Source organism: Pedobacter sp. ISL-64, from assembly GCF_018613605.1.
Classification (GTDB): domain Bacteria; phylum Bacteroidota; class Bacteroidia; order Sphingobacteriales; family Sphingobacteriaceae; genus Pedobacter.
This window is the reverse complement of the sequence record NZ_JAGGPU010000013.1, coordinates 49,740-74,846: the sequence shown is the minus strand read 5'-3', so window position 1 is coordinate 74,846 and position 25,107 is coordinate 49,740. Positions and strand designations below refer to the sequence as shown.

Genomic DNA, 25,107 nt, shown 5'->3' with positions numbered 1-25,107 from the left:
AACAGTCTAAAATGGAAGATCAAAATAAAACCGCAACACAGGCCCTTTGCTATCATTGTGGCGAAGATCTGCCCAAGGTAAAATATCAGGCAGAAGATAAAGATTTTTGCTGCGCGGGCTGTATGGCCGTTTTCAAGATCCTTTCAGCGAATAATTTATGTAATTATTATGTGTACAATAACAATCCGGGCAGACAATTTAAAAATGAAAGCCATTTAGAATATCTGGATGAGCCAAAAATTATTGATCAGCTGCTCGATTATAAGCACGAAAGTTCGAGCATTATCACCTTTTATATCCCTGCAATACATTGCAGTTCGTGCATCTGGTTGCTGGAACACCTCTATAAAATCAACCCTGCTATATTCAGCTCAAGGATCGATTTTCTTAAAAAACAGGTGACTATAAGTTTCAATCACAACGAAATTTCGTTAAGGCAACTGGTACAAACGTTAAACCAGATTGGATATGAGCCTTTAATCAGTCTGCAGGATGTTGTACAGGAACACAGCGGTTCGGCAGATAAAGCTTTGATATTAAAAATAGCCGTGGCCGGTTTTTTAATGGGCAATGTTATGCTCTTTAGTTTTCCGGAATATTTTGGTTTATCGGGTTTCGAGAAACAATTTCAATCGCTTTTCGGCTGGCTAAACCTTACGTTCTCTATTCCTGCCGCTTTTTATTGTGGCCGTGATTATTTTACCTCGGCGATAACAAGCCTTAAACACAGGCACATTAATCTCGATACGCCTTTAGCATTAATTATTGCTATACTTTTCCTGCGCACTGCTTTTGAAGTTGTTTTTGGTACAGGCCCGGGTTTTGCCGATACCTTAACCGGTTTGGTGTTTTTGCTTTTAATGGGCAAATGGCTCAAACAGCGCACCTACCATCACATTTCATTTGATCGCGATTACCGTTCCTACTTCCCTATTGCGGTAACTACACTGCTAAATGGCAAAGAAAAACCAGTTGCTATTAACGAAATCAAGATCGGCGACCGGCTATGGATCAGGAGTGGCGAGCTGGTTCCGGCTGATGCTATTCTGATGAAAGGTGAGGCCTGGATGGACATGAGTTTTGTTACAGGTGAGTCTGATCCTGTACATAAAGTTTTGGGCGAAATTATTTATGCCGGTGGCAGACAAACCAGTGAGGCCATAGAGCTTGAAGTAATTAAACCTGTTTCGCAGAGTTATTTAACCGGTTTATGGAACAACGATAATTATAAAAACAATTCCGAAAAACAGAATTTTAACGATAGCATAGCCAAGTACTTCAGCCTGGGTGTTTTTCTGATCGCATTTGCCGCCACGGGGTATTGGTTGCTTCAAAACGATAGCCACAAGGCCTGGTCGGCATTTACTGCCGTAATTATTGTAGCCTGTCCATGCGTGCTGGCTTTGAGCACACCATTTACCTTATCCGCAATTTTATCGGTTTTTGATAAGAAGGGTTTTTATGTGAAAAATACAGATGCCGTTGAAGAACTTGCTAAATGCGATACCCTCATTTTTGATAAAACGGGTACATTAACAAGTAACGAAAACGCCGAAATTAATTTTAACGGATCTCTAACAAGCGAAGAAAAAATTATTGTGGCATCGTTGCTGCGAAACTCTATTCATTCCTTAAGCCGGCATATCATTAAGGCTTTAAATGTTGACCGGTTTTATTCGCTCAGCGATTATAAAGAGGTGATTGGGAAAGGTTTGACGGCCAAAATTAACGGCCAAAGTATTTATGCGGGGCACCTGTCAATGCTACCGATCCAAGTAGCGTCTGCCGGGGAGAGCGGGGTGCATATTGTGATCGATCACGTATATAAAGGATGTTTTGATATCAGGCAACAGTGGCGGCTAGGGCTGGAACAAATGATTCTAAAACTTTCTCGATTCAATTTGCAGGTTTTATCTGGTGATACCGATAAAGACCGTTGGATGCTGGATACCATTTTCACGAAAAATACAACCATCAGTTTCCGCCAGAGCCCGCACCAAAAACTGAATGCTGTTCTACAGCTTCAACAGCAAGGAAATAAAGTAATGATGTTGGGTGATGGGTTAAATGATGCCGGAGCCCTGAAACAGAGCAGCTTTGGGGTTGCAATAACCGATAATATTAACAGTTTCAGTCCTGGTTGCGATGCCATTCTCAAAGGCAGCGCCTTAAATTTTCTGCCAGATTTTATCCAGTTAAGTAAAGACGGGCTGAAGATCATTAAAACAAGCTTCGCAATAGCCATCGTGTATAACTGTATTGGTATTTACTTTGCTGTGCAGGGCACACTTTATCCTTTGGTGGCCGCAGTACTGATGCCGATTAGTACGGTTACCATTATCTCCTTTACCACTATGGCAACCAGGTGGTTTGCCGGTAAAAATAAACTGATATGAACATCCTTTACTTTTTGGTTGGCTGCAGTGTTCTAATGGCGCTCATTTTTTTGGGTGCATTCTTTTGGGCTTACAAAACCGGTCAGAACGATGATGTACATACCCCGGGTATCCGCATGCTCTTCGATGATGAAGTTGTTGTTGAAAAAAGTGAAGAAGATCACTTTTCTAGCTAAGCATCATCATCCTTTGTCTGTTCACTGGAGAATACCTTTGGTGTACAAAACATACAAAAATTCAGCTTCTATTATGCAGTTAGAAAAATTTACTTACGATAACAAGATTGTTCGGAACTTTGGTATTGCCACCCTGGTATGGGGAATTATAGGAATGACCGTTGGCTTGCTTGCAGCCATGCAACTGTTTAAACCCGCAATGAACATGGGCAGTCAGTACACCACATTTGGCCGCATCAGGCCGCTGCACACCAATGCCGTAATTTTCGCCTTTGTGGGCAATGCCATCTTTATGGGCGTTTATTATTCCCTTCAGCGTTTGTTAAAAGCACGGATGTTTAGCGATGTACTGAGCAAAATCCATTTTTGGGGCTGGCAGCTGATCATTTTATCGGCAGTAATTACCCTGCCGCTTGGCTTTACCACTTCGCACGAATATGCCGAACTCGAATGGCCAATTGATATTGCCATTACCATTATATGGGTGGTTTTTGGCGTTAACATGTTCGGGACCATTTTCAAAAGGAGAGAACGCCATTTGTATGTGGCCATATGGTTTTACATTGCCACTTTCGTTACCATAGCCGTATTGCACATCGTAAACTCTTTTGAACTGCCCATTTCTTTCATGAAAAGTTATTACGTGTATGCCGGCGTACAGGATGCATTGGTACAATGGTGGTACGGGCATAATGCAGTAGCGTTTTTTCTAACTACACCTTACCTGGGCATGATGTATTATTTCTTGCCGAAGATGGCCGGAAGACCCGTTTACTCTTATAAATTAAGTATCCTGCATTTTTGGTCGCTCATTTTTATTTACATCTGGGCCGGCCCGCACCATTTATTATATACTTCATTGCCTGGTTGGGCACAATCATTAGGTGTTGCCTTTTCGATCATGCTAATTGCACCAAGCTGGGGCGGTATGATTAATGGCTTGTTAACCTTGCGCGGTGCCTGGGATAAGGTAAGAGAAGATGTAACCCTTAAATTTATGGTGGTTGCCCTTACCGCTTATGGTATGGCCACCTTCGAAGGTCCGTTATTATCTTTAAAGCAGATTAACGGTGTAGCCCATTTTACCGATTGGATTGTAGCCCACGTACACGTTGGTGCTTTAGGCTGGAACGGCTTTTTAACCTTCGGTGTACTTTACTGGTTAATCCCCCGCATTTACAAAACAGAGCTATACTCGAAAAAGCTTGCCGGTTTCCACTTTTGGATAGGTACTTTGGGTATACTCTTTTATGCTGTGCCAATGTATTGGGCAGGTTTTACGCAGGGGCTGATGTGGAAAGAGTTTACGCCCGAAGGTTTATTAAAGTACCCGAATTTCTTAGCCACCACACTACAGATTATCCCGATGCATGTTTTACGTTCAATTGGTGGTGCACTGTATTTAATAGGGGTAATTGCCATGACTTATAACCTGGCCAAAACCATGTTGGGTGCTAAATTGCTTGCCAACGAACCGGCAGAAGCCATGCCATTAAGCAAAATTATCATCGAAACTTCTTCAGCGGATAAAGCCTGGCACAGGGTTTTAGAACGTAAGCCAATGAAATTTATGGTGTTATCACTCATCATTATCCTTATTGGGGGGATGGTAGAAATGATGCCCACTTTTACCATTCAATCTAACGTGCCAACCATTGCCAGTGTAAAACCATATTCGGCACTAGAGCTTCAGGGCAGGGATTTATACATCAGAGAAGGCTGTGTAAACTGCCATTCGCAAACGGTGCGGCCTTTCCGTTCAGAAACTGAGCGATATGGAGAATATAGTAAAGCCGGAGAGTTCGTTTACGATCACCCGTTTTTATGGGGCAGTAAACGAACAGGGCCAGATCTTCATCGCATAGGCGGGAAATATTCTGATGCCTGGCATTACAACCACCTGGTCGATCCGACTTCAATGTCGCCGGGAAGCATTATGCCGTCTTACGCCTGGCTCATCGAACAGAAACTGGATATTACAACTACAGCAAGCAAGATCAGGGCCATGCAAACATTGGGCGTTCCTTATCCCGATGATTATGATAAACGTGCCAACGATGATTTAAAAGTTCAGGCCGACAAGATTACACTCGACCTAAAACAGAATAACATTAAGGTTAAAAGCGACAGGGAAATAGTAGCCATTATTGCTTATCTGCAACGTTTGGGTACCGATATCAAAGCAAATAAAGAAACCATTCCTTCAAATCAATAAAATATGTTCAACCAGATCAAAGACTTAGCCGGCGGCGAATTATACCTCATCACCTCACTGCTCATGTTCATGGTGTTTTTTGTAATCGTGGGTATTTACCTGCTCAAACTAAATAAAAAACATATCGAAGTAATGAGCCAGCTTCCCATTCAAGACAATCAACCTAATGCATATGAAGAAGATTAAACTATTGTTATTATTCCTGTTCATCTCAATTACAGCCTTTGCTGCAGAAGAGAAAGCCGCAGAAACCGTAACACCTGCTCAGGCAGGCTTGGGGCTAAACCAGTCGGAAATACTGATTATAATCCTCTTGGTTTTTGCAGTTGTGCTTCTTGTTGTTTCAGTAACCCTGTTAAATGCATTCAAGGTAATGTACCAGGAACAGTTAAATCCTACACCATACACCAAGCCGGTAAAAGAGCTGGTTTTGGATTACGATACCTGGTTAAAACAACAGCCTGTTAAACCTTCAATCTGGACAAAAATTTTAAGCTTAAGGCCAATTGAAGAAGAAAAGGATCTGGTAATCGATCATGCTTACGATGGCATTAAAGAGCTTAATAACCCAGTGCCGGCCTGGTTTAACTTCCTTTTCTACGGTACAATGATTTTTGCTGCGGCATATCTTTTTTATTACCACATTGGTGGCTATGGAGACCTGCAGGATCAAGAATACGAAAATGAAATGGCCAAAGCGAAGATAGAAAAAACAGCCTACCTCGAAAAATCGGCCAATACCATTGATGAAAACTCTGTGAAGTTTGATAATACACCAACAGTGCTGGAAGAAGGCAAAACTGTTTTCACTACAAACTGTGTGGTTTGTCATGGCGATAAAGGCCAGGGCATCATCGGGCCAAATTTAACCGACGAATACTGGCTACATGATGGAAGCATTAATAATGTATTCAAAACCATTAAATATGGTGTTCCTGAAAAGGGGATGATCAGTTGGGAGAAAAACTTAAACCCAAAACAGATCAGTGCAGTTACCAATTTTATTTTATCGCTAAAAGGAAGTAATCCTGCAGGAGCCAAAGCTCCACAGGGTGAAAAATACGAAGCGAAAGATTTAAAAGACAATGAGGTGAAAATACCAACCGACAGTGTAAACCAAGCCAATGTTACCAAAAAATAAAAAAGAAAATAAAGGCAGGGGCAGAAATTTTATCTATCCCAAACAGCCATCAGGCAGGTTATATACCTACCGGAAATGGGTAAGTTATGTGCTGCTGCTGTTTTTATTCTCTTGCCCGTTTTTAAAGCTTAACGGTGAGCAACTGGTACTGCTCAATTTTATAGAAAGAAAATTTGTATTCTTTGGATTGATTTTTACCCCGCAGGATTTTTACCTCTTTGCCCTTGCCATGCTCATTTTTATCATGTTCATTGTGTGCTTTACGGTAGTGTTGGGCAGGCTATGGTGCGGATGGGCTTGCCCGCAGACAATTTTTATGGAAATGGTTTTCCGTAGGATTGAATACTGGATCGAAGGAGATGCCAATAAACAGAAAAAGTTGGATCAGGCTGACTGGAATGCAGAGAAAATATTCAAAAAAGGCAGTAAACATTTCATCTTTCTAATGATTTCTTTTGCCATTGCGAATACTTTTCTAGCTTATATGATCGGTTCTGATGTACTCTTTAAAATTATAACGGAGCCCGTCTCAGGCCATATTTCTGGCTTTGTATCCATCTGGCTGTTTACATTTATTTTCTATGGGGTATTTACCTATGTACGCGAAGTGGTGTGTACGGTAATCTGTCCGTACGGTAGGTTACAGGGCGTTTTGTTAGATAATCAAAGTTTGGTAGTAGCCTATGATTTTACCAGGGGCGAACCACGTGGGCATCTTCAAAAAAATGCTAATGAGTTAACAGCCGGCGACTGTATAGATTGTGGACTTTGCGTGCAGGTTTGCCCCACGGGTATCGATATCCGTGAAGGTACGCAGCTCGAATGTGTAAACTGTACGGCCTGTATCGATTCGTGCAATGAGGTGATGCTTAAAATAAACAGGCCTAAAAATCTGATTGGTTTCTTCAATCAGGATTTTATTAACGAACGTAAACCCTATAAAATTGGTTTAAAATCTTACGGTTACGCTGCAGTACTGTTTGTGGTAATGATGGTTTTTTCTTCACTGATCTATAAAAGAGAAGATATCCAGACTACGGTATTAAGGGCAAGTGGTACTTTATACCAGAGTAGGGGAGCAGATAAAACGAGCAATCTTTATAATGCAGAGCTGATCAACAAAACCAATAAAGCAGTAAAATTCAGATTTAGGTCGCAAAATGATGGCGATGAAATTGATTTCATCCAAAAGGCTGATGTTTTGCCAAAAGAAGGCTCCGTACATCTCACTTTTTTTCTGATCAGGAAAAACAGTTCCATTAAGAAATATAAAACCGATGCTGTTTTCGAAATTATTGCCAATGGCGAGGTTTTAAGCACAGCAACTACAAGTTTTTTCGCGCAACCGGAAGGAATTGAATGATTGAATGATTGAATGAGAGAATGATTGAATGATTGAAGGATAGAATTTTGAATGATGAATGTGGAGTTATCGTTGCCATTCACTCATTCAATCATTCTCTCATTCAAAATTAAAAAAACAGATATGAACTGGGGAACAAAAATAGTGTTGGGAATGATTGCATTCATGATGTTTATTGTGGGGATGGTAGTTTATATGTTCCATGTTCACGGAAGAGATGCCCTGATAGAAGAAAATTATTACGAAAAGGGGATCAATTATAATGCAGAATACAATGCCAAAGTGAACGTTATAGACGATAATGCCAGTCCCAAAATTACCATTACAAAAACTCAGATTATCATTCAGGTAAAAGATAGTGCAAAATACGATCTTGTTTTAATGCGACCTGCCAATAGCAACGATGATGTTAAGTTAAAGGGACAGACCTCAGGAACGGCGAATCTTATTCTGGTTGATAAAACTAAAATGCCTAAGGGAATGTGGTTTTTAAGTCTCCAGTGGCACTCCTCAGGAAAAGATTATCTGTTTAAAAATAACATCACCCTATGATGGATTTTTTACCATTGGCATTTTTGATGGGGCTTTTCGGAAGCCTCCATTGCGCCGTAATGTGCGGGCCGATTATGCTGGGTATGCCATTCGCGAAACAGAATTTCTTTCGAAGTGGATTTCAGCTTTTGTTGTACCAATTTGGCAGAATTGCCGTGTACACTGTGTTAGGATTGTTGGTGGGTGCTTTAGGTAGCAGTATCCGCATCTTTAGCGATCAGAAAATGCTGAGTATCTTAATCGGTTCTATACTGATTTTATTTACAGCGCTACAGTTTAATGCTGTTTATAGAAATAGGTTTTCTAAGTTCCAGTCATGGGTACTCAATCCGCTGAGCAGGCTTATGGGAAAGGTATTCAATTTGCCATTGTGGGGATTGTTTGCCGGAATGCTTAATGGCATCATCCCCTGCGGGATGGTTTATCTGGCACTTGCAACTGCTTTAAATACTGGTAGTATTAAATCTGGTGGTACTTTTATGTTCCTCTTTGGATTGGGTACCGCACCACTGATGCTCATGATTTCGTTAGGCGGGATCTTCCTGAAGAAATACATCCGCTTTAATACCAACAAACTTATTCCCTGGTTTATGTTTTTTATGGGGGCATTGCTCATATTACGGTCGGCCGATTTGGGTATTCCCTTTATATCTCCAAGAAATACAAGAGCCTATGGTCATGTTATAGATTGTCGGTAAAAAAGCTTCAATAAAAATTGCTCTTTCCAATTTAAAGGAAGAGGATATATTTGAAAGCTATAAATAGAGAAAGTAATAGATAAATTAAAGGTCTCAGAAGAGTAAAAAACATACGCAGAAATTCAATCTGACAATTAGTGAACTGTAAGATTAAGTAGTGGCTATTACACTTCATCTAACGGCATCAGTACAGTGATAAGAGCCTCATGGGGTCAACACTGCGGTTTATCCAACCCACGCATCTTCCAGCTAATTTTCCCTCTTATATTCTCTAAGGCGATCGTCATGCTGTCCCGAATGTTCGGGATCAGCATCTTTCCTGCTAATAACAAACTTTGATATCTTAAAAACTAAAGTTTGGAGATAAATGTTGATTTTTTTTTCGCTCTTTGCCGCGGGGCATGGTACTTTGGAGCGCCAAAGTACCCAAAGCGCTTTGTCAATCCGGCAATGTGGCTCCTCACCACCCACGCTCATCAAAAAACAGCAGCACTTTGTTTTGTGTTCAATTCTTGTGAAAGCTTTGACTCATCGCTTATGAACACAAAACCACTGCGTTTAAGGTTTGGTAGTGCTATTTGTTCTATTCTGCACCTGTTTTTTGATTTCCTGCCACTTGGGATTGACGGGCGTTCTTCGGTAAAACCTGTGTATTATTAAAGCAGGTCAGCATAACGTCGAAAAACCCACACATATAAAGATGTGTCCACACGAAAGCTCTTGTCAGGAAGTTCTCGTCCAGTTTGCCCCTTGCTAAAAAATCAATCGATATTTGCGTTCCTCAGGCGCAGGGAATTGAGGATAACGGAAACGGAACTCAAACTCATGGCGAGGGCTGCGATCATTGGCGAGAGCAGTATCCCAAAAAAAGGATACAGCAGGCCGGCAGCAACCGGGATGCCCACAATATTGTATCCAAGTGCAAAAAAGAGATTGCCTTTGATATTAGCCATTACTTTGTGGCTTAATAGCCTTACTTTCGCAATTCCATTTAAATCTCCTTTCACAAGAGTGATCCCTGCGCTTTGTATGGCCACATCGGTTCCTGTTCCCATGGCTATGCCGATATCAGCCTGGGAAAGTGCAGGGGCGTCGTTAATGCCATCTCCCGCCATCGCCACTTTCTTGCCTTCAGCCTGGAGGCTTTTTATTTCCTTTAATTTATTTTCAGGAAGCATCTGGGCTTTATAACCGTCTAATTTCAGCGTTTCGCTAACGGCTTTAGCTGTGTCGTCATTATCGCCGGTAAACATCATGACCTTTATGCCCTCACCCTGGAGTTTTTGAATTGCAGATGCACTCGAAGGCTTAATTTTATCAGAAATCACAACATATCCTACAGCTTTTTCTCCTACAGACAGATAAGAGACCGTCTTGCCCTCTTTTTGAGCAGCCTTAACCTGCTCTTTTAATTCAGGATCCATTGCCGCTTTAACCTGCTCCATTAATTTCTGGTTGCCTAAAGCCAGTGTCTCCGATCCCAAATTGCCTGTTACGCCCATTCCCGTGATTGCCTCAAAGCTTGTTAGGGATTTGACCTCTATCTTGTTTTCTTCGCCATAGCGTAAAGTTGCCTGTGCCAGTGGATGTTCACTGCTGCTGTTCAAAGCCACAATTTTTTCAAGAATATCCTTTTGGGTAAAGCTTGAATTTACACTAACCACTTTTTCAACCGAAGGTTTACCTTCGGTTACCGTTCCGGTCTTGTCAATGACAACTACATCAATAACATTCATTTTCTCCAGCGATTCCGCATTCTTTATCAGGATACCCGAATGTGCACCCTTGCCAATGCCCACCATTACAGACATCGGAGTCGCAAGTCCCAGGGCGCAGGGACATGCAATAATCAATACCGCTATCGCATTTACAAAGGCATAAACATAAGCTGGATCGGGACCGTACAATGCCCATAATAAAAATGTTATAATGGATATGAGCACCACAACCGGCACAAAATATCCGGAGATCTTATCGGCCATCTTTTGGATGGGCGCTTTGGATCGGCTGGCGGAATTTACCATTTCGATGATCTGGGATAAGAGGGTCTCCGAGCCTACCTTTTCAGCTACCATTACAAAAGTCTTATTTCCGTTGATTGTTCCCGAAGTTACCTTTTCGCCTGTTTTTTTCTCCACAGGAACCGGTTCTCCTGAAATCATCGATTCATCAATTACCGCTTCCCCGGTCTCAATACTGCCGTCTACCGGAATGCTTTCTCCTGGCTTTACCCTCAGCAGATCTCCTTTATGGATGTCTTCAATAGGTACCGACACTTCCTTACCCCCAACCACTTTTGTAGCGGTGTTTGGGGCTAGTTTCAATAGCTCCTTAATGGCACTATTGGTTTTTCCATGCGCCCTGGCCTCTAAAAGTTGTCCGAGCAATACCAATGTCAGGATAACCGTTGCGGCTTCAAAATAAACAAAGACCGTCCCGTGGTGCGTTTTAAACTGGGCAGGAAAAATATCGGGGAAAATCAGTGCGACCAGACTGAAAAGCCAGGCTACTCCCGCACCTATTCCTATAAGGGTAAACATATTCAGTTTCCAGGTTATCACCGATATCCAGGCGCGCTGGAAGAACATCCAGGTAGCATAGAAAACTACAGGAATGGATAGTCCAAACTGAATCCAGTTCCAGTATTTAAGTTCCAGCAAATCAAACAGTGGGTTATTGGGAATCATTTCCGTCATTGCGATGACAAAAATGGGTATAGTAAAGGCTGCTGCAATCTTAAACTTTCTGAGCAGCGAATCATAAGTTTTATCTTCTTCTTCCAGAACTGCCCCGGTAGGAACCAGATCCATTCCGCAGATTGGGCATGTGCCCGGTTCATCCCTGATAACTTCGGGATGCATCGGACAGGTAAATTGTAACGACCGGATCTTTACAGGCTGTTTCACCAGGTCCATTCCGCATACAGGGCAATGCCCCGCTCTTGGATAAGTCTTTTCGCCCTCGCAGTGCATCGGACAATAAAATACTTCTTCACCTTTGTTTATATCGTTTTTTTTAGCCGGTGAATTATGCTGGTATGCTGATTCATGATGAACACGATTTATTTGCCCGGGTGTTTTTGAAACCCCTTTTTCATGAGATCCCATCTCAATACCGTAATTTCCCGCCGCAGATAGTGTCTTTTGCAATTTCTCGGTTGGGACATGTTTTTTCATGCTAATAATGGCTTCAGCAGGCTCCAGAGATACCTTTGCAGAAATGCCATCAATAGAGTTTAGTGCATTTTCAACTTTTGCCCTGCAGCCCTGACAGCTCATTCCGGTTATTTTATAACGATGTTCCATGTTTTTGATTTTTTAGGATTTAAATTTAATGCCGGAGGATAGCACATACTATTCAATTTTACTCAAGTCACCAGTCCGTTCCCGGGTTCTTAGCCCTGCAAAGTCGGATATATTTACGTTCAGCTGGTCCTGAGCAATTTAGGTTAGCGGAGACCTGCATTTAAAAGCGCTAAAGGTTAATTCTTATATAACAAATCTATATAAAGACCTGCAATTAGCCTTACACAATTTTCCTTATGTTTTATATAATTATAAACGACAAGTAAATTCATAACGAGTCACCTATTCGGGAAACGTGGCAGAGGCGTTGTGGCATTCAAAAAACTGAACGCTGAAAGTTTGGATGAACTTTTATCTTTGGGACAGATTGATTCAAACTCCCTGGCATTCCGGGACTAAAGCCGGGTGCACATTTTGGATTGAAATCCGATGTCTACTATCCCTCAAATCCCTAGTCAAAGATAGAATCCATCCTGATGAACGAAAAGTGCGTCACCAGATGCGTCAGTAAAGCGAATAATGAGGTGGTTTTTTGTTTTAAACTTAGATAATTGAATATATTAGATCAATCAAATGCTTGTCGTTATTACTGCATAAACACTCACTCAATGCACCCTTAAACAAAAAAAGCCCATCTTTCTATGAGCTTTTAGTCAGTAGCCCATGTTGGGCAATTCTCGAACTATTTTTTGGATGATTTACGTGAATTGGCTTTCTTAAGCTATCGACCAAAATTAGAAATATAGCTTTTATAAATAACGATCTGAATGGTTGAAACCAATTCGTTCTATTGCAACCGCGTTATGCAAAATCCGCAAGGTTATTTATATTCACAAAATATTTACCAACCTTTTCGCCATTAATGAAAAAACTGTTCACGTTGATTACCCTATTTATCCTGGCGCAAAACGCAACAGCACAAAAAAATGCGCTGAAAAAGATTGCTGATAGCATTAATGCAGAGGGGGAAACGCTTTATCGTTCCGAATGGGCTTCGGGTCAGAGTGCACAGATTTTCACCTCGAGTTTCGGCGGGAAGAAGCGTTTATCTGGGGGATATTTTTCTTATGAGACAAAAAAAGAAATGACTACTATCTTTTTTTCTAAAAATAACGACCCAGTAGTGTTAGCGACAGTTAAGTTCGACCATAGTTTAGACTCGTCTAAATATAGTATAGACACCACAACAAGAAAATTTACCGAAATTGAAAAAGACTTGTATACCATCCGGTCAAAAGCTGTACAGGCTGTTTCAAACGACACGCTTTTTAAATTTTATCAAAATACCAGTTTAAATCTTGTTCCTATCATAAAAAATGGTGCAAAAAAAGTATATGTCATCACTGCACAAACAGCGCCGGATGAAGTGTTATTAGGAAATGATTACCTGATTAATTTTGACAAAGACAATGATATCATTAAAAAGACTAAGCTTCATAACAATCTTATTCCCCTGGGAACCGGTGGTATAGACGCGATAAAAGCATCCTCACATCAACACTTAGGTGAAACAAGTCCTTTTATTACCGCAACAGATATTTGTGCATTTAAATTATGGAAGGCAAAGACCACTTGGGTGATCAGTTTCATTGTCTCAGCTGAATATGTATCTGCATGGCACTTTCGCGATGAGTTTTTAGAAATTCTAACCCAGGCCGAATGGGAAAAAATAATGAAAAACAAATAGCATAAGGTATTCACGCCTTCTAAATTCGAAATAGAAAATCTACTTTCACAAAGCTATCCGAGTCGCACGCGTGCCGTATGGGAAAAACATAGTATTTAAACCTATTTTTAACTTTGGCGGTTCAATTGCACACGCGGCACGCGTACACCAGCAAAAGGGAGATGCAGGCATGAGGATGCTGGTTAACGTAACCAAAGCCGTTTAGCAGAAAAGCTAAAATGTTTAATGCATCCGTCGCCAATAACCAATTTTTCTGATTGGTTTAATTTAAAAATTATAAGGTTTAATTGTGCGCAAACGTTTGCGTTTGCATACGCCTGATATTTAATACTTTTTATCCAAGTTGTAGCCAGTTTTTCTGGTTTCGATCTGGTATGATTTCATGTTTTTTAATGTACTATTGACCTGGTGTGACAAAAATGCACGCAAACGCTTGTCTGGTTTTATTTATCATTTTTGACTGATTTTAGCTTAATTTAGGCTATAGTTAAATATACAATAATTGATACTCTTTTAACGCTCATGAAAATTACATACCTGATGGTTTTGTTTATGTTGCTGCAGATTACTGTTGTAAGCTCACAAACAAAATACACTTATCCTGTGCAGCCTGGTACATCTGAATGGAAAAAATTCAAGTCTACTGCAGAAATGATTAATGCTTGTCAGTTGCCTGATGACATTGTAAGAAATTCAACTACGGAAGAACTCCTGGAAATCTGCCTGAATTATCCGCTTATTGATAATTACGTTGCAAATAACAGTTATTATGAAGGTTTTAACAATATCGTGTTGGGTTTTAACGGTCTAAAAGAATTTTTCTCCAGAGACAATGCCCATTCTGTATTGTTAAAATATTACCTGGCGGAGGATTTGACGAATATCGAAAAATTAAATGCTGATATACTGAAAGGGAAATTCGTATACAGAATTACAACCCTGGAGCTGATGTTAGCCAATACCAGCATTATCAATAAACTATCACAGACAGAAAAAACAGCTGCATTAAAAGGTTTGGAAACAAAATATGCCCTAAAAGGTAAATATGCAGACTATTTTGGTTACACGGGAAAAGCTTCAATTGCCTTTTTAGGGAATAAAATATTACCCGATCTAGGTAAACAAAAAGAAACCGTAAATTCTGCGCTTGAAAGTTTCCTTACGAGAATGACCTATCTGGACGAAAAATCAATGGACAGTTTAATCAATAAATTATTTGCTAAATAAAACTAATCATGGCGATGTTGCTTCTGGTGTTTAATAATGGGGTGTAAAAAACAATATTTCTCCAAAACTACTTTCCGAACAGGGAAGAAAACCTATACATCACTCTGTCATGATTTTGAACCCACTACATTATAAAAATGAAAAAAATACTATTTATCGCTCTATTATTATATTGTAAGATTTCTCATGCACAATATACACCTAACTGCTCTGATTTATCCCTTTACGCTTCTTATCCTACGCCGCTTACAGCAGCAGAGGTGAGCTACATCAATTCAGTACAGCAAAGCCAATATCCTAATGCCGTAAAACTTGAAGATCCTTCCTCTGCCTACAACTGTCACAATTACGCTTGGGTGAAAAGAGATGGTGGAAATGCTTTCTGGCTCAATACACCCGGGGATGACGTGTTTTGGAATGATGGCAGTTACATTGTAAGCTCAACTACTTCCGCGCTTGAAACCAGGGTTTCCTATCAGGGAGATCATTCGGCTGTGATTACCGGAGCCAATAATGAATGCACATCCAAATGGGGCCAAATGGGGCTTTATAAACACGATATCAATTATGTTCCTGCCAGTTATCTTCCGGGGCAAACCAAAGGTTTTTATAAACGCAACCTGCCTGAGATTACCGGTTCGTCTAGTTTCTGTAGTTCAGCCAGCTACGCGCTTTCTAGTGTACCTGCAGGGGCAACTGTAAGCTGGAGCGCCAATCCGTCTGAACAAGTGAGTATTAGTACAACTAACAATGTAGCCACTATCACTAAAATCGGAAACGGTTCTTTTCAGCTGAGTGCAACGGTTAGCAACAGCTGTGGGAATTTTATCGTACCCGCTAAAACAGTTTTTGTGGGAACTCCTGTTCCTGGCGACTTCCCGATAAGCGGGCAGACCTCTATCTGTGCCAATTCTGTTACTACCTACAGCGTTAATGCTTTACCAGGGGCAACAAATTATAACTGGATAATACCTCCTGCAGCCTTAACAAATGGCTGGTATATTATTGCCGGACAGGGAACACCGGTGCTTACCGTGAATACCGGATTAACTTCCACCTCAATCAGGTTAAAAGTATCCAATAATTGTGGTGAAGGAACCAGCCCGGAGATTTTATTTGTTAATGTAAACTGTGGAGGTTTCAAGTTCGCCGTATCTCCCAATCCCGCCAGCAACACCATTAAGATCAGCCAGAACGAAAGTGTTGTTCAAAAACAAGCCAGCAATGAAACAGTTTCTCAAAATGCGTCGCTTAGTCCTTTCAATGTGAAAATCTTTGATCATAATGCCAGATTCCTAAAAAGCGGCTTATCAAAAAGCGGTGAAAACATTGAGTTGGTTACCAGTGATATCCCAAATGGAACTTACTTTTTACACATCTTTCAAGGGAAAGATGTAGTTAAAAAACAGATCATTATCAATCATTAGCATTTTTTTTTTTCGGGGAGGTTTAATAGAAAAGAATATTAACCGTTTCTTCAGTTTACCTGGCAATAAAAAAGCCGGGTGCTTTTGTGCATTCATCATGCTCCAGGCTTGCCCTCGCTGGCGCAGGCGTACCGCGTGTGCATGTTTGCGATAGCTTTATTTTACAATAGCAGAAAAATTTTAGGTTAATTAAAAAGCCTTAAACCCAAAAAAGCCCATCTTTCGATGCGCTTTTGATCAGTAGCGTTAAGCGGCGAAAGTTCGAGCCTGTTAGAGCATTGCGAAACGGTTGTGAATTTTGAAAGAACTTCGAAAAATATACTTGAAGGTCGGTATCGGAAGAAGAAGCTTTAAATTTTATTAATACAGGTTTGACTTATATCTCAATGTTCAAACAATTTTTTATAGAATTGACTTCTTGAGAATAGATGCCAGCGCTGATCTATACTGCATTTGCTTATATAAAGGGATTATTGTGCGAAAGGTTATTCCTTTGGGGAATAATCGAATCGTTGGGGCTACTTAAATTCCTTATGGTCATTACAGGATGTTATAAAGGAATACTTTTTTATAATAGCTATTGTATTTAATATTATAGACTTCAATTTTTCATTTTAGAAAGTCCCTCCTGATTAAGTATCGCTATTTTTGTTCCGTTTCTATCAATAAGCTGCTCATCCTTAAAATCAGATAAGGTGCGGCTCACCGTTTCAGCGGCCATGCAGGCCATAGCGGCAAGATCTTCCCTGGAGATATTTATTAAATTATCATTTGCCTTTGTCTGTCCATAAAGCCGGAGTAGTATACCGGCCATTTTTTTTCTCACCGAATGATAGGCCAGTTCCAACAGCTGTTCTTCCTTTGCTCTATTGTCCCTGGAAAGCAAATGGATGAATTTTCTTGCTACCTCGGGATATAAATTAAGTATGGTTTCCATTTGATCTATTGGAATTAGGCACACGCTACTATCTTCAAGCGCTGTGGCAGTATCTGCATAACAACTATCACTTAATACCGAATTAATCCCCAGATAGTCACCCTGACCATAAATTCCTGTCATTAGCTCCCTGCCATCTTTTGCCAGTTTTATGGTTTTAACTCTCCCATGCGTAACCAGATAGAGCCCTTTTCCATGATCATCCGCATAATAGATGACCTGATTCTTCTTGAAGTTCCTGCTTTTCTTTTCCTCAATAATCTTATTGAATTCAGCAAGACCGTCTGTTTTCTCAACCAATACTTTGAATGCTTCAGTTCTGTTTTGGAGGGAAAGATCGTTTGCAGCTTTCTTTCTTAAACGGATATCAATGGCATTTAGCAATTCCATATCATCAAAGGGCTTAACCAAATAATCATCTGCGCCCAGTTCCATTCCTTTCCGAAGATCTGCATGTTCGGCCTTTGCAGTCAGAAAAATAAATGGAATTCCTGATGTCTGCTCATGCCTGTTGAGCATATATAATACACCATATCCATCAAGTTCGGGCATCATGATATCACAAAGTATGATATCTGGAACATGGCTGATGGCCAGTTCAACGCCAAGCTTACCATTCTCAGCCTGATATACCGTGTAACGGGCCATTTCTAGAATTTCAACCAGGTTTGTACGTATCTCACCATGATCTTCAATAATCAATACTTTTTTGCTCATGGTTATTTTTTTGTGGGAAGGTCAATGTAAATAAGGTTCCTCTGTTAACGCTGCTTTTAAAACTGACATGCCCATCCATCAATCCTGTATATCTGGAAAGTATACTCAATCCAAGCCCAGTACCTGATATATTACCAGTATTGTGGGCACGAAAAAAAGCATCGAAAAGATGTTTGTGATCACTTTCAGGAATACCAATCCCATCATCACAGATTCTGATGGTACAATTATGCTCATTAATCTTGGTGTAAAACTGAATCTGACTATCAGCTCCTGAATATTTAATGGCGTTGTCTATTAATATGATGATACAATTTTTTAATAGATTTTGATCGAGTGTTATCTTTTGGCTAGTACCTCTGTGTTTAAAGATAATCTTTTGCTTTCCCTGTAAAACAACCTGCATTTCGCCGGTAATTTCTTCTGCCATCTCTGATAAGTTAAAGCGACTCAGTAACGGCTTGACCATCCCGCTGTCTAATTTTTCCAGTGATAAAAAGTCGTTAAGAATAGCTGTAATATTAAGTACAGCATCTTTGATTTTGCCCACATGCTTTCTGATGTTCTTTTGATCAAGTGTTTCGGTATAACGTTCGATTAAGGAAGCGGATAGCTGAACGAGGCTTAGTGGCGTCCTGAACTCATGAGAAGCGATGGACACAAATCTGCTCTTCAACTGTCCAAGTTCTTTTTCTTTATTAAGTGACAGGTTCAGATCAATTTGAGTTTTTTGGAGTTGATTCACACTCATTCTCAATGAATGCGTTCGCTCTTCCACCTGCATTTCAAGTTGTGCTGTATAGTCCTGTAATTTTCCTTCTGCCTCTTTTTCCCTGGTCAGATCATGAATGAAACCAGCATAAATTATCCTGCCTGAATATTTAACCTCACTTACGCCCAGACGAAATGGAAAGAAAATCCCGTTTTTCTTCTTGCCTATTAGCTCTCGGCCAATTCCAATGATATTTGCCTTATCCGTTTGTTTATAATTAAAAAGGTAACGGTTATGGTTGGATCTATCTGATTGAGGCATCAATATGGAGATGTTTTGTCCAATAACCTCTTCAGGAGCATAATCGAAAAGACGACATGCAGATGGATTAATCGACTCTACCACACCGCTGTCATCAATAGTGATCAGTCCGTCTATTGCATGGTCAATAATTGCCTTTAGCAATACGGCATTTTCCATAATTTATTGATTAACAGCTAAATGTTTTAGCTGCATTAATAGAACCATCGCCAGAGGGGATTGTTTGGATTTTATTCTTTCAAAGAATATCAGCACGCTTAAGATTGTCATTCAAAAATGGAAGAATGGCTAACCGCTCATGATGAGCATCATCAATTCAGGTAGGGAATATCATTTCTAACTACAATTGGGGCGGTACTTTTGCTATATGTAGCGTCATCTGTCAATTCTGGCATTGACTGTTATAAAAGAAGATGAACAATAACTTAGCTGCCAATAATACACCTGTTCCAGTTTTAAGCGTTGGTGAACTACTTAATGCTTTTGAAACGGATGGGCAGCAGGGTATCAGTATTAATGAGGCTTCGTTACGTTCAGTCCAATTTGGACTCAACATTAACGTCAGCCAAAAGGTCAAAAGTATCTGGCAGATGTTTTTTGAACAGTTTAACAGTCCTATCGTTTACCTGCTGTTTATCGCTGCATTTGCATCGCTATATTTTAAAAACTCGTTGGAAGCAATCGCAATATTTATCGTTATTTTGGTTAATGCCCTGATTGGTTTTTTTATGGAACTACAGGCAAGGAGTTCCATGCGGGCGTTGAAAGAAATGGACCTAAGTGTCTCTAAAGTCGTTAGGGGCGGAAAAATCATGGATGTACTTTCCGAACAGTTGACCCCTGGAGATTTGCTGCTGCTTGATTCCGGAGACATGGTGTCTGGAGATGGCCGGGTTATCGAATCAAACGGACTTCAGGTAGATGAGTCTGCATTGACTGGGGAATCATTTCCCATCCTTAAAACAAGCGATAGCCAGGGGGCAGATACTGATGCATCTGCATCAACAAACATGGTATACAAAGGTACAGCGGTGATGAACGGAAATGGCAAAGTCATTATTACAGGCATTGCCGCAAACACCGAACTGGGTAAGATCAGCGAGATGGTTGGTCGTTCAGCTGCCACCAAATCACCTTTGGATATCAAAATCGGAAATCTGACCAAAAAGTTAATTTACATCACCCTTTTCATGACGGCTTTCTTTGCACTCACCGCTTTTATTGAAGGGAAACCCTGGCTCGAGATTCTGGAAACGTCAATAGCACTTGCTGTGGCTGCCTTTCCTGAAGGCCTTCCTATTGTAGCAACGGTTGCGCTCGCTTTTGGCATGCTGCGCATGGCAAAAAGAGATGCAATCGTCAAAAGACTTTCCTCGGTCGAAACGCTCGGCGGAGTGAATGTCATCCTTACAGACAAAACCGGAACCTTGACTGAAAATAAGATTTTTGTAAAAGTTCTGTCTTTTCCTGACGAAGAAGTACATGTTTCTATGGAAAAGGGACATCTGGTGTATGATGATATGGGTATCAACAGAAGCCAGGAAAATTTTGAGCTATTAGTTAAAATCGGCACGCTTTGTAACAATGCCCCTGTTGATCAAACTGAGACGTCTAAGGTGTCTGGTGATCCTATTGAAATTGCCTTATTGCTATTGAGCAAAGCCGCCGCGTTTTCCAGGGAGGGCTCTGCAGCACATTACCAGAGAAAATCGGAGATTCCCTTCAGCGCTGAAACCAAACTGATGGCAACTGCCGATCAAAATGGAAATGATTATTTCATTTCAGTGAAAGGGGCAGTTGAAGGTTTGATCTTAAAGTGCACAAAGATCCAGTCCGGAAATAGTTTAAATGAAATCACTTCCAGTGATCGGGAAAAAATACTCGCCAGTGCAGAAACCCTTTCAGCAAGTGGGTTAAGGGTATTGGCTTTTGCCTTCAAAAGCCTGAATGAAATGCCTGATGGCGACTTCATAACTGAGCTGACCTATGTGGGGATGGTTGGGTTTTTGGATCCCCCGCGAAGTGACATCAAAGGCGCTATATCGACTTGCCGCTCTGCAGGTATAAAAATCGTTATGATTACCGGAGACCATCCGTTAACAGCTTTAAGTATTGCAAAACAGGTTGGCATCACAGAAATAGCGGATGATCAGGTGATATTGGGAAATGCACTCCCGCAGGAAGACTTATTGGATCAGGAGTGGAGGGATAGGATTCTTTCCACTACTGTCTTTGCCAGAACTTCTCCTAAACAGAAACTCGAAATTGTGGATACTTATCAGAAGGCTGGCTTTTTGGTGGCGATGACCGGAGACGGGGTAAATGATGCGCCAGCAATAAAAAAGGCAGATGTAGGGATTGCCATGGGACTAAGGGGCACTCAAGTGGCAAAAGAAACTGCAAATATTGTGCTTAAGGATGACTCCTTTGTATCGATTACCCGGGCCGTTGCCAATGGAAGAGAGATCTTTCAGAATATCCAGCGCTTTGTCATCTATCTGATATCCTGTAACCTGAGTGAAATTATTATTGTAACCCTACTGGGCTTTTTGGGAACTGGTGCCATCCTCTTTCCCTTACAGATTCTGTTTCTGAATATGGTTACTGATGTTTTTCCTGCGCTTGCTCTTGGCCTGGGAAAGGGAGATAAATCCATTATGTTGAAGGCTCCAAGAGATCCTGGCCTTGAGATTATATCTAACCGTAACTGGCTGGTGATTTTGGTTTATGCAGTGCTCATGACGCTTTCGGTTATGCTTGCGATTTTTATATGCATGAGATATGTAAGTGAAAAAGTAGAGGTCATCAATAATGTAGCATTTATTACGCTGGCTGCTGCCCAATTATTTCATGTATTCAATATGTCTTCTTTGCGCTCGGGAATGACGAAAAATGAGGTGACCAAAAATAAATTCGTATGGATGGCAATCATATTCTGCTTTTCTCTTATCACTTTGGTGTATGTTTTTCCCAAAAGCCGGCAGGTTCTTAATCTCAATATAATACCATTACAGGCATGGCTCGCCGCAATTTTTGCAGGTACACTGCCGCTGATAATGGTTCAACTTTACAAGTTGATTTTAGGTAAAAAGCATCAAAAATAATCCATACAGTAACAATTAGTACCTACAAATAAACCACGAACGGGCTATATAAGTTACCTGCTAAATAACATGCTTGCCAGTCTTGATCTTCTATTTTAGGATCAACATCTCTATTAAACATGACCGCTATCATTTCTTGGCCCAGAATAGTTGAGGATATTTGATTAAACATACCAGATTAGAATGATATAGCGACTTGATATGTAGTTTTTTATTAGTCTTAATTTTTATTGCCAGATCTATATACACTTGGATAAAAACCTATCGAATCATTATCCATGAAGCTTAAAACAATACATGTTTAAAGCTTAAATCCAAAATACCATGCAAGAAATTTCAGAAGCAGTAATCGATAAAATACATCAATATTGGCAAGCGGTAAATTACTTATCTGCTGGTCAGATTTATTTACAGGCCAATCCGCTAATGCGCAACCCGCTTACACCAGACGACATTAAACCAAGACTGCTTGGTCATTGGGGCACTTCTCCTGGTTTAAACCTTATTTATGTCCACCTGAACCGGTTGATAAAAGATACGGATGCGGATGTGCTATATGTGTGCGGTCCTGGTCATGGAGCACCCGCAGTAGTAGCCCATACTTATCTGGAGGGTACGTATACCGAACTTTTTCCTGAGGTAACGATGGATGAGGAAGGTATGCTTAAACTTTTCAGACAGTTTTCTACTCCTGGAGGAATTCCCAGTCATGTAAGTGCCCACACACCAGGATCAATCAATGAGGGCGGTGAATTGGGCTATTCCCTGATGCATGCTTTCGGCGCTGTATTTGATAACCCAAACCTGATTGCCGCCTGCGTAATCGGTGACGGAGAGGCAGAAACAGGCCCTCTGGCAGCAAGCTGGAATTCAGTTGCTTTTTTAAATCCTGCAAGAGATGGCGCGGTGTTGCCAATACTTCACCTAAACGGATACAAAATAGCAAGTCCTACAATATTTTCCCGCATGGATGATACCGCTTTAAGTGAACTATTCAAAGGATATGGATATGAGGTGTTTTTCGTTGAAGGAGAATACCCGCACAATGTTCACCGTCAGCTGTCTTCTACATTTGATATCGTTTATGATAAGATCAGAAAAATCCAGTACAATGCCAGGGCTGAAGGTATAATCCACCAAAGAAAATGGCCTATGATTATTTTAAGAACGCCCAAGGGGTGGACCGGACCTAAATCCTGGAATAATCTGCCCATCGAGGGATCGTTCCGTTCGCATCAGGTTCCGTTGGCCGGAGTTAAGGAGAACCCTGAGAAATTGCAAGCCCTTGAGGTATGGATGCGCGGCTATGAGCCGGAGAAGCTCTTTGATGAGCACGGTACACTAAACGCTGACCTCCGCAGCCTCTCGCCTGTTGGGGATAAAAGAATGAGCGCATTACCTTATGCAAACGGGGGAGTATTGTTAAAGGATCTTATTCTGCCAGACTTCAAACACTACGGGATCAAAGTAGCGCATCCGGGAACAATCCAGGCAGAAAGCACCCGGAATCTAGGTAAGTTTTTGCGTGAAATATTTACCATGAATGCAGCCAATAAGAATTTTAGATTGTTCTGTCCAGATGAGACGAACTCTAATAGATTAGAGGCCGTTTTTCAGGTGACTGACCGATGCTTCATGGAGAAAATTATCGGTACTGATGATAAATTATCTCCAGATGGAAGGGTAATGGAAGTATTGAGCGAGCACCTTTGCGAGGGCTGGCTAGAAGGTTATCTGTTAACGGGCAGGCATGGCCTGTTTCCTTGTTATGAAGCTTTCGTAACCATTGTCGATTCCATGGTTAGCCAGCATGCAAAATGGTTAAAGACTACTCAGGAAATCCCTTGGCGTAAGCCAATAGCTTCGTTAAACTATCTGTTAACTTCTCATGTATGGAGACAGGATAATAATGGTTATAGTCATCAGGGGCCAGGATTTATTGATACGGTGGTCAATAAAAAAAGCAGCGTAATCAGGATTTATTTACCGCCCGATGCCAATACGCTGTTATCTGTAATGGATCATTGTCTGAGAAGTAAAAATTATGTTAATGTTGTGGTTGCAGGGAAACAGCCTGAGCTGCAATGGTTAGGGATGGAAGAAGCTGTAGCGCATTGCGAAAAAGGGGCATCTGTTTGGAAATGGGCTGGAAATGATTTTGGCGAACCTGAGGTGATTCTGGCATGCGCCGGAGACGTACCCACCCAGGAAACTATCGCAGCCGCCGAAATTCTTCGCACACACTTACCTGAGCTTCGGGTAAGAGTTGTTAATGTGGTTGATTTAATGGCCCTTTCTCCAAGAGCATATCATGCACATGGATTAAGTGATGAATATTTTGAAGACCTGTTTACCGATGCTGCCCCTGTGATTTTTGCATTCCATGGTTACGTCCGTATTATTCATGATCTGGTTCATGGACGCCCGGATCCCGCACGGTTTCATGTCCGCGGATTTATGGAGGAAGGAACAACCACCACACCATTTGATATGGTAGTATTAAATCAGATGAGCCGGTATCATTTAGCTATGGAAACGGTTAAACGCGTTCCCCGGTTCCAGCAACAGGCCGATGAGTTCATCCGTTTTTGTGAGGATAAATTAGCCAGCCATAAAGAATACATAGGTGTACATCTTGATGATATGCCAGAAATAAAAAACTGGAGATTCAAGTGCGCAGATAAAATAAACAAAATATTATGATGAGAAGGAGCAAATTTGGCCCATTGATAATGGAAATTATAATGAAAAAAAAGAATAAAAAATTAGCGGAGGAGGTTAGACTGGCTATCACGACCGATTCCCTTATAGGTGTAGAGAAAATAGAGATTTCGGTGGAAGATGGTTTGGTGACCCTTAAAGGATCAGTGGATAGCTACGCCAAAAAACTTGCTGCAGAACATGTCGCAAAATCTGTGAAGGGGGTAAAAAATGTTATTCAGAAAATAGAAGTCAGGTTTTCATTTAAAAGCAACCTGATTGTTTACATGGGCGCAAACCTGACCTTGGATAGTAAGCATGCTTATAAAAATGATAATGACCAACCTATGCATCTCATAGGCCCCCTGCATCCGGATTTGCACTTTGAAAGGAGTACTAATGAAATCTGGTGAAAATGGAAATGATGAG

At 40.9% G+C, this 25,107-nt stretch carries 18 protein-coding genes; 15 read left to right on the top strand and 3 right to left on the bottom strand.

Annotated elements, in window-relative coordinates; all coding sequences use genetic code 11:
- The first annotated feature begins 11 nt into the window (after positions 1-11).
- The 9 genes from J7E57_RS17410 (at position 12) to J7E57_RS17370 (ending at position 9,201) form a co-directional block, all read left to right on the top strand.
- The gene (locus J7E57_RS17410; protein WP_215131479.1) at positions 12-2,396 is read left to right on the top strand and encodes a heavy metal translocating P-type ATPase; all 2,385 of its coding nucleotides are present in this window, start codon (positions 12-14) and stop codon (positions 2,394-2,396) included.
- Complete coding sequence (gene ccoS / locus J7E57_RS17405) at positions 2,393-2,572, top strand: cbb3-type cytochrome oxidase assembly protein CcoS (protein ID WP_215131476.1); 180 nt, start codon at positions 2,393-2,395, stop codon at positions 2,570-2,572. The genes J7E57_RS17410 and ccoS overlap by 4 nt, the downstream gene beginning before the upstream one ends.
- A 73-nt stretch (positions 2,573-2,645) precedes the next feature.
- Positions 2,646-4,787 (top strand): cytochrome-c oxidase, cbb3-type subunit I, encoded by a 2,142-nt coding sequence (gene ccoN / locus J7E57_RS17400; protein WP_215131474.1) that lies wholly within the window; start codon positions 2,646-2,648, stop codon positions 4,785-4,787.
- Between the two features lie 3 nt (positions 4,788-4,790).
- Positions 4,791-4,973: a hypothetical protein gene (locus tag J7E57_RS17395; RefSeq protein WP_215131472.1), complete on the top strand. Its 183-nt coding sequence runs from the start codon at positions 4,791-4,793 to the stop codon at positions 4,971-4,973.
- The gene (locus J7E57_RS17390; protein ID WP_251029958.1) at positions 4,960-5,928 is read left to right on the top strand and encodes a cbb3-type cytochrome c oxidase N-terminal domain-containing protein; all 969 of its coding nucleotides are present in this window, start codon (positions 4,960-4,962) and stop codon (positions 5,926-5,928) included. Before J7E57_RS17395 ends, J7E57_RS17390 begins: the two co-directional genes overlap by 14 nt.
- Positions 5,912-7,291 carry a cytochrome c oxidase accessory protein CcoG gene (gene ccoG / locus J7E57_RS17385; protein ID WP_215131470.1) on the top strand — a complete coding sequence of 460 codons (1,380 nt, stop codon included), beginning with the start codon at positions 5,912-5,914 and terminating at the stop codon, positions 7,289-7,291. Before J7E57_RS17390 ends, ccoG begins: the two co-directional genes overlap by 17 nt.
- 123 nt (positions 7,292-7,414) lie before the next feature.
- Positions 7,415-7,843, top strand: coding sequence for a FixH family protein (locus tag J7E57_RS17380; RefSeq protein WP_215131468.1), 429 nt, complete (start codon positions 7,415-7,417; stop codon positions 7,841-7,843).
- Positions 7,840-8,541, top strand: a complete 702-nt coding sequence (locus J7E57_RS17375) for a sulfite exporter TauE/SafE family protein (RefSeq protein ID WP_215131466.1) — start codon at positions 7,840-7,842, stop codon at positions 8,539-8,541. The genes J7E57_RS17380 and J7E57_RS17375 overlap by 4 nt, the downstream gene beginning before the upstream one ends.
- Before the next feature lie 357 nt (positions 8,542-8,898).
- The gene (locus tag J7E57_RS17370; protein ID WP_215131464.1) at positions 8,899-9,201 is read left to right on the top strand and encodes a hypothetical protein; all 303 of its coding nucleotides are present in this window, start codon (positions 8,899-8,901) and stop codon (positions 9,199-9,201) included.
- Positions 9,202-9,302: 101 nt separating this feature from the next.
- Here J7E57_RS17370 and J7E57_RS17365 read toward each other — a convergent pair whose 3' ends face one another.
- On the bottom strand, positions 9,303-11,846 hold the full coding sequence (locus tag J7E57_RS17365) for a heavy metal translocating P-type ATPase (RefSeq protein WP_251029957.1): 2,544 nt from the start codon (positions 11,844-11,846) through the stop codon (positions 9,303-9,305).
- Between the two features lie 862 nt (positions 11,847-12,708).
- Between J7E57_RS17365 and J7E57_RS17360 the strand changes: the two genes are divergently transcribed.
- From J7E57_RS17360 to J7E57_RS17350, 3 genes are all read left to right on the top strand, one after another.
- Complete coding sequence (locus J7E57_RS17360) at positions 12,709-13,533, top strand: hypothetical protein (RefSeq protein ID WP_215131462.1); 825 nt, start codon at positions 12,709-12,711, stop codon at positions 13,531-13,533.
- A gap of 522 nt (positions 13,534-14,055) precedes the next feature.
- The gene (locus tag J7E57_RS17355; protein ID WP_215131460.1) at positions 14,056-14,760 is read left to right on the top strand and encodes a hypothetical protein; all 705 of its coding nucleotides are present in this window, start codon (positions 14,056-14,058) and stop codon (positions 14,758-14,760) included.
- 137 nt (positions 14,761-14,897) lie between these two features.
- The gene (locus J7E57_RS17350; RefSeq protein ID WP_215131459.1) at positions 14,898-16,187 is read left to right on the top strand and encodes a T9SS type A sorting domain-containing protein; all 1,290 of its coding nucleotides are present in this window, start codon (positions 14,898-14,900) and stop codon (positions 16,185-16,187) included.
- A 601-nt stretch (positions 16,188-16,788) separates the two neighbouring features.
- On the opposite strand, the gene J7E57_RS17345 is transcribed toward J7E57_RS17350, so the two are convergent.
- A complete protein-coding gene (locus J7E57_RS17345) occupies positions 16,789-17,841 on the bottom strand; it encodes a response regulator (protein ID WP_215131457.1) in 1,053 nt (350 codons plus the stop codon).
- A complete protein-coding gene (locus tag J7E57_RS17340; RefSeq protein WP_215131455.1) occupies positions 17,816-19,033 on the bottom strand; it encodes a PAS domain-containing sensor histidine kinase in 1,218 nt (405 codons plus the stop codon). Before J7E57_RS17340 ends, J7E57_RS17345 begins: the two co-directional genes overlap by 26 nt.
- Positions 19,034-19,287: 254 nt before the next feature.
- On the opposite strand from J7E57_RS17340, the gene J7E57_RS17335 reads away from it, so the two are divergent.
- The 3 genes from J7E57_RS17335 to J7E57_RS17325 all read left to right on the top strand — a co-directional run bounded on the left by J7E57_RS17335 (position 19,288) and on the right by J7E57_RS17325 (position 25,091).
- Positions 19,288-21,978: a cation-translocating P-type ATPase gene (locus J7E57_RS17335; protein WP_215131453.1), complete on the top strand. Its 2,691-nt coding sequence runs from the start codon at positions 19,288-19,290 to the stop codon at positions 21,976-21,978.
- A gap of 324 nt (positions 21,979-22,302) precedes the next feature.
- On the top strand, positions 22,303-24,681 hold the full coding sequence (locus tag J7E57_RS17330; protein ID WP_215131451.1) for a phosphoketolase: 2,379 nt from the start codon (positions 22,303-22,305) through the stop codon (positions 24,679-24,681).
- Entirely contained in the window at positions 24,678-25,091 is a 414-nt protein-coding gene (locus J7E57_RS17325) for a BON domain-containing protein (RefSeq protein WP_215131449.1), read from the top strand. Before J7E57_RS17330 ends, J7E57_RS17325 begins: the two co-directional genes overlap by 4 nt.
- Positions 25,092-25,107 lie beyond the last annotated feature (16 nt).

Excerpts from the sequence above, each read along its gene's own strand:
- J7E57_RS17365 (WP_251029957.1), bottom strand. The coding sequence starts at position 11,846 with ATGGAACATCGTTATAAAATAACCGGAATGAGCTGTCAGGGCTGCAGG.
- J7E57_RS17375 (WP_215131466.1), top strand. The coding sequence starts at position 7,840 with ATGATGGATTTTTTACCATTGGCATTTTTGATGGGGCTTTTCGGAAGC.
- ccoG (WP_215131470.1), top strand. The coding sequence starts at position 5,912 with ATGTTACCAAAAAATAAAAAAGAAAATAAAGGCAGGGGCAGAAATTTT.
- J7E57_RS17340 (WP_215131455.1), bottom strand. The coding sequence starts at position 19,033 with ATGGAAAATGCCGTATTGCTAAAGGCAATTATTGACCATGCAATAGAC.
- ccoN (WP_215131474.1), top strand. The coding sequence starts at position 2,646 with ATGCAGTTAGAAAAATTTACTTACGATAACAAGATTGTTCGGAACTTT.
- J7E57_RS17345 (WP_215131457.1), bottom strand. The coding sequence starts at position 17,841 with ATGAGCAAAAAAGTATTGATTATTGAAGATCATGGTGAGATACGTACA.
- J7E57_RS17330 (WP_215131451.1), top strand. The coding sequence starts at position 22,303 with ATGCAAGAAATTTCAGAAGCAGTAATCGATAAAATACATCAATATTGG.
- J7E57_RS17335 (WP_215131453.1), top strand. The coding sequence starts at position 19,288 with ATGAACAATAACTTAGCTGCCAATAATACACCTGTTCCAGTTTTAAGC.
- J7E57_RS17325 (WP_215131449.1), top strand. The coding sequence starts at position 24,678 with ATGATGAGAAGGAGCAAATTTGGCCCATTGATAATGGAAATTATAATG.
- J7E57_RS17410 (WP_215131479.1), top strand. The coding sequence starts at position 12 with ATGGAAGATCAAAATAAAACCGCAACACAGGCCCTTTGCTATCATTGT.
- J7E57_RS17390 (WP_251029958.1), top strand. The coding sequence starts at position 4,960 with ATGAAGAAGATTAAACTATTGTTATTATTCCTGTTCATCTCAATTACA.
- J7E57_RS17355 (WP_215131460.1), top strand. The coding sequence starts at position 14,056 with ATGAAAATTACATACCTGATGGTTTTGTTTATGTTGCTGCAGATTACT.
- J7E57_RS17350 (WP_215131459.1), top strand. The coding sequence starts at position 14,898 with ATGAAAAAAATACTATTTATCGCTCTATTATTATATTGTAAGATTTCT.
- ccoS (WP_215131476.1), top strand. The coding sequence starts at position 2,393 with ATGAACATCCTTTACTTTTTGGTTGGCTGCAGTGTTCTAATGGCGCTC.
- J7E57_RS17360 (WP_215131462.1), top strand. The coding sequence starts at position 12,709 with ATGAAAAAACTGTTCACGTTGATTACCCTATTTATCCTGGCGCAAAAC.
- J7E57_RS17380 (WP_215131468.1), top strand. The coding sequence starts at position 7,415 with ATGAACTGGGGAACAAAAATAGTGTTGGGAATGATTGCATTCATGATG.
- J7E57_RS17395 (WP_215131472.1), top strand. The coding sequence starts at position 4,791 with ATGTTCAACCAGATCAAAGACTTAGCCGGCGGCGAATTATACCTCATC.